Source organism: Dietzia sp. DQ12-76 (genome assembly GCF_014145045.1).
Lineage (GTDB): Bacteria > Actinomycetota > Actinomycetes > Mycobacteriales > Mycobacteriaceae > Dietzia.
Window position 1 is genome coordinate 1 of sequence record NZ_JAALDV010000244.1, and the last position, 4,187, is coordinate 4,187.

A 4,187-nucleotide genomic window follows, 5' to 3' on the forward strand; every position below is an offset into this window, starting at 1 on the left:
AGCGGCGACGCCCTGGAGCGCGCCGCGGGTGCCGAAGTCGGGGTCGTGCCGCCGCGCGGCCAGGGCCTTCTCGGTGCCGTAGGCGAGGAACGTCGGGACCTCGGACCCGCCGACCGGGATCGTGCCGAAGGGCAGGCCGAACGCGGTGCCCCGGAGGAACGCCGGCCAGATTCTGCGCATCTCCTTGCGGGTCGGGAACGGGGAGCCCTCGGTGGCCACCGGACCGCCGACGGTCGCCTCACGGCGGATCCGCGACGCCTGGTGCAGGACCTCGCCGAGGGCCAGCAGTCCCACGGTGATCACGATGATCGAGATGCCCTCGAACAGTGACGGGGTGTCCAGGGTGAAGCGCTGGGTGCCGGTCATCGAGTCGGTGCCGACCAGGGCGAGCGCGAGCCCCAGGCCGAGCGCGGCCAGTCCCCTCACGACGGACTCGGCGACGACGGCCGAGATGGCGACGAAGGCGAACACCGCGAGGGCGAAGTACTCGGGTGACGAGAACGCCCGGGCGAGGACGATCAGGTAGGGGGAGAACATCACGACGCACGCGCACGCGATCATGCCGCCGGTGAAGGCGCCGATCGCCGAGATCCCCAGGGCCTTGGCCGCCCGGCCGCTCATGGCCATCCGGTGCCCTTCGAACGTCGTGGCTATGGCCGACGAGTTGCCGGGTGTGTTGAGCAGGATCCCGGAGGTCGAGTCACCGAACAGTCCGCCGAAGTAGATGCTGGCGAACATGATGAAGGCGCCGGTCGGGTCGAGCGTGAAGGTGACCGGCAGGAGCAGGGCGACCGCCATCGCGGAGCCGAGTCCCGGAAGGACGCCGACCGCGGTGCCGAGGAGGGCACCGATCAGCAGGAGGGTGAGGTTCATCGGGGTGAGCACCCCGGCGATGCCGTCACCCAGCAGGCTCAGTTGCTCCACGGCACGACTCCTTCCAGGATTCCGGCGGGCAGCCCCAGGCCGAGCCCGGCCGAGAAGGCGATCTGGATGACGGAGGCGAAGATCACCGAGACCGCGATGTCGAAGACCGGTCGCCTGCTCCCCAGTGCGCGGCTGACGATCCAGAACAGCGCGCTGGAGGTGATCAACCAGCCGACGGGCTGGAGGAGGATCGCGAACCCGACGAGGCCGGCGATCACGATCCCGGTGGTGCGGTAGTCGACGGGCACGTAGTCCGAGCCGCCGGCAGCCGCGGGCGCGGTGGTGGTGGGGGAGTCGACGGGATCGTCGATCGAGGCCAGGTCCTCGAGCATGTCGGTGGACAGCTGGCCCATGGTCGAGGTGGCCGCGGTGTGCCGGGGGGTGCGGATGACGTTGATCGCCAGCAGTCCGCCGGTCAGGATCAGGAAGCCGGCCACCAGGCCGGGGAAGAACCGCGGCCCGGGTGCTCCCACTCCCTCGGGGACGTCCATGGTGATGGTCTGCACGATCATGAACGCGGCGATCGCGAGGACGCCCGCGGCGAACCCGAGCTCGGTCCGCTGACGCCACCAGCGGCGACGGTCGGTGGGCGGGGCGGCCGGGGCCGACGGGGCCGTCGTTCCCCCCGCGCTCGCCTGGTCGGTTACGAGTGTCATTGTCCCAACTCCCTGATGATGTCTTCGGTCGTGGCGATCTCCGCGTCGAGGAACCGGGCGAACTCGTCACCTGCCATGAACTCGTCGGTCCAGTTGTTGCGCTCGAGGGTGTCGCGCCATTCCCCGGTCTCGCGCATCTCCGCGATGATCGCGATGAGCTCGTCCCTGACCTCGTCAGGGATGCCCGGTGGGGCGACCAGCCCGCGCCAGTTCGACATGGACACGTCCACGCCCTGCTCGATGAAGGTCGGGGTGGACAGCTCCGCGACCGGGGTCGCCGACGAGACCCCGAGCGCGCGGAGCTCGCCCGCCTCGATCTGGGCGTCGAAGTCGTTGGCTCCGGAGATCGCGCCGACCGCGGACCCGCTGATCATCGACCTCACGACCTCGCCGCCCCCGGAGTAGGCGATGTAGTTGATATGGGCCGGGTCGATCCCGGCGGCCTCGGCGAGCATGCCCGTGAGCAGATGGTCGATGCTCCCGAGCGATCCGCCCGCGATCGCCATCCCCGGATGCTCCCGCCACGCCGCCAGGAACTCCTCGAGCGTCTGATACGGGGAGTCCGCGGGGACCACCAGCACGTTGTAGTCGTCGGCCAGCCGGGCGATCGGCGTCGTGTCCTCGAGCGTGGCGTCGGAATCCTGCAGGATCACCCCACCCACCATCACTCCGCCGGTGACCAGCAGGGAATCGGTACGCCCGGCGAGCTGGACGAACTGGGTCAGCCCGATGGTGCCGGCCGCGCCCGGGACGTTGCGGACCCGCACCGCGTTGACGATCCCGTTGGTCATGAGGGCCTGCTGGGCTTCTCTGCCGAACGTGTCCCATCCGCCGCCGGGGGCGGCCGGTGCGATGATGGCCAGTTGGGTCCGGGGGTTGTCACCGCCTCCGGAGCGGCTGGCGTCGGTCGCCGCGGCCGTGGTGAGCCCGACAGCGAGTACCGCGGTCAGGATGCGGGCAAGGGGGTGTCGCATCAACGGTCCTTCCAGATGTCCGGCGGCGTGAGTGCCACCGGGGTATGGGCTGAGCATGGATCGGCGACGTGTGATGTGGGGCACAACTAGTCTTTGTGCTCATTGATGCTCACGAACGAGGAGAGGAGCGGGGTGGCGCGATACTCGGAGTGGCTGCTCGAGCGGCGGTTCCGCCTCGTCGTGGTGGTGGTGATCCAGTTCGCGGTGGTGGTGACCTGCGTGGGACTGACGGCCTATGCCGCCGCCCGGGTCCAGGAGCGGCAGGTTCGCGAGGCCACGACCGAGCGGGTCCTCGCGGTCGCGCGCAGCCTCGCGGAGCTCGACCAGGTGCGGGACGCCATCGGGAGCGGGGACGCGGAGCAGGAGCTGCAACCGCTGACCGAGCTGATCCAGCAGGCGTCCGGGGTCGACTACGTGGTGATCAGCGACGCGCGAGGGATCCGGATCACCCACCCTGTGCCCGCGGAACGCGGCCGGCCGGTCTCGACCGACCCGTCGGACGTGCTGGCGGGGGCCACCTTCGTCGGCACCGAGGAGGGGACCCTCGGTCCGACACTGCGCGCCAAGGTGCCGGTGTACCGCGGCGGGCTCGTCGTGGGTGCGGCATCGGTGGGGGTCCTGGAATCGGAGATCGCCGCCGACCTGCGGTCCAGTCTCACGGCCATGGCGCCGTGGGTGCTGCTGGCGGTGCTGGTCGGACTGACCGGCGCCGCCGGTGTCTCCGCGGCGATCGGCGGCCGGGTCCGCAGGCTGGAGGCGGAGAACGCCGAACTGGGAGAGCAGCGACGATTGTCCAGGGCGCTCCGCGAACAGACACACGAGTTCCGGACCCGGATCCACGCGGTGTACGGGCTCGTCGAGAGCGGCGAGTCCGACGCGGCGCTCGACTATCTGGCGGAGCTCGCCCCGGTCACCGGCGCGGGTACCCGCGACGGAGGTGTCGAGGACCCGCGCCTGCGCGCGGTGTTGGGTGAGATGGCCGCGGAGTACCGGTCGCGGGGAGGTCGGCTGGAGATCGACCCCCTGACCTCGACGAGTTCGGGTGAGCTCGGGGCGGACGACGTCTCGCTGATCGCGAATCTGGTGATCAACGCAATCGAGGCCGCGGGTCCCGGGGGCCACGTCCACGTTCTGGTGCTGGCGGACGAGTTCGGCACCGAGGTCGCCGTGGGTGATGACGGGCCGGGGTTGGACCCCGAGGCGCTGCCGATGATGATGGAGCATGGGTACTCCACCAAGGCCCCGGGTGCCGGGCACGCGACCCGCGGCGTCGGCCTGGCGGTGGTCTGGCAGATCGTGCGGGATCGTGACGGTGAGATCGAAGTGGGCAGATCCCCGGCCGGCGGGGCGCTGGTCACCGCGCGGTTGCGGAGGAGACGATGACGGGCGAGGGACAGGGCGGCCGCGCCATCCGGACCCTGATCGTCGATGACGACCCCGTGGCGCGGCGCCTGCACAGTCGCCACGTGGAGGGGGTCGCGGGCTTCACCGTGGTCGCCGCGGTGGGCGACGGGCAGGCGGCGGTGGGGTGGGTGGCCGGTGGCGGGATCGACCTGGTGCTGCTCGACATCGGGTTGCCGGGGTTCAGCGGTATCGAGGTGTTGCACCGGATCAGGACCATCTCCCGCCGCCA

At 70.7% G+C, this 4,187-nt stretch carries 5 protein-coding genes; 2 read left to right on the forward strand and 3 right to left on the reverse strand.

The genetic code is table 11. The features are described from left to right. The 3 genes from G6019_RS09120 to G6019_RS09130 form a co-directional block, all read right to left on the reverse strand. Positions 1 to 924: tripartite tricarboxylate transporter permease (locus G6019_RS09120; protein ID WP_182627460.1), on the reverse strand; the 924-nt coding region annotated here is incomplete at its 3' end. Beyond that, complete coding sequence (locus G6019_RS09125) at positions 912 to 1,580, reverse strand: tripartite tricarboxylate transporter TctB family protein (RefSeq protein WP_182627463.1); 669 nt, start codon at positions 1,578 to 1,580, stop codon at positions 912 to 914. The genes G6019_RS09120 and G6019_RS09125, both read right to left, overlap by 13 nt. Then, the gene (locus G6019_RS09130; protein ID WP_182613082.1) at positions 1,577 to 2,554 is read right to left on the reverse strand and encodes a Bug family tripartite tricarboxylate transporter substrate binding protein; all 978 of its coding nucleotides are present in this window, start codon (positions 2,552 to 2,554) and stop codon (positions 1,577 to 1,579) included. The genes G6019_RS09125 and G6019_RS09130 overlap by 4 nt, the downstream gene beginning before the upstream one ends. A gap of 105 nt (positions 2,555 to 2,659) precedes the next feature. Between G6019_RS09130 and G6019_RS09135 the strand changes: the two genes are divergently transcribed. Together G6019_RS09135 and G6019_RS09140 are read left to right on the forward strand one after the other, a co-directional pair. After that, positions 2,660 to 3,937, forward strand: coding sequence for a sensor histidine kinase (locus G6019_RS09135; protein ID WP_182613081.1), 1,278 nt, complete (start codon positions 2,660 to 2,662; stop codon positions 3,935 to 3,937). Next, on the forward strand, positions 3,934 to 4,187 hold a 254-nt coding region (locus G6019_RS09140), incomplete at its 3' end, for a response regulator (protein WP_182627465.1). The genes G6019_RS09135 and G6019_RS09140, both read left to right, overlap by 4 nt.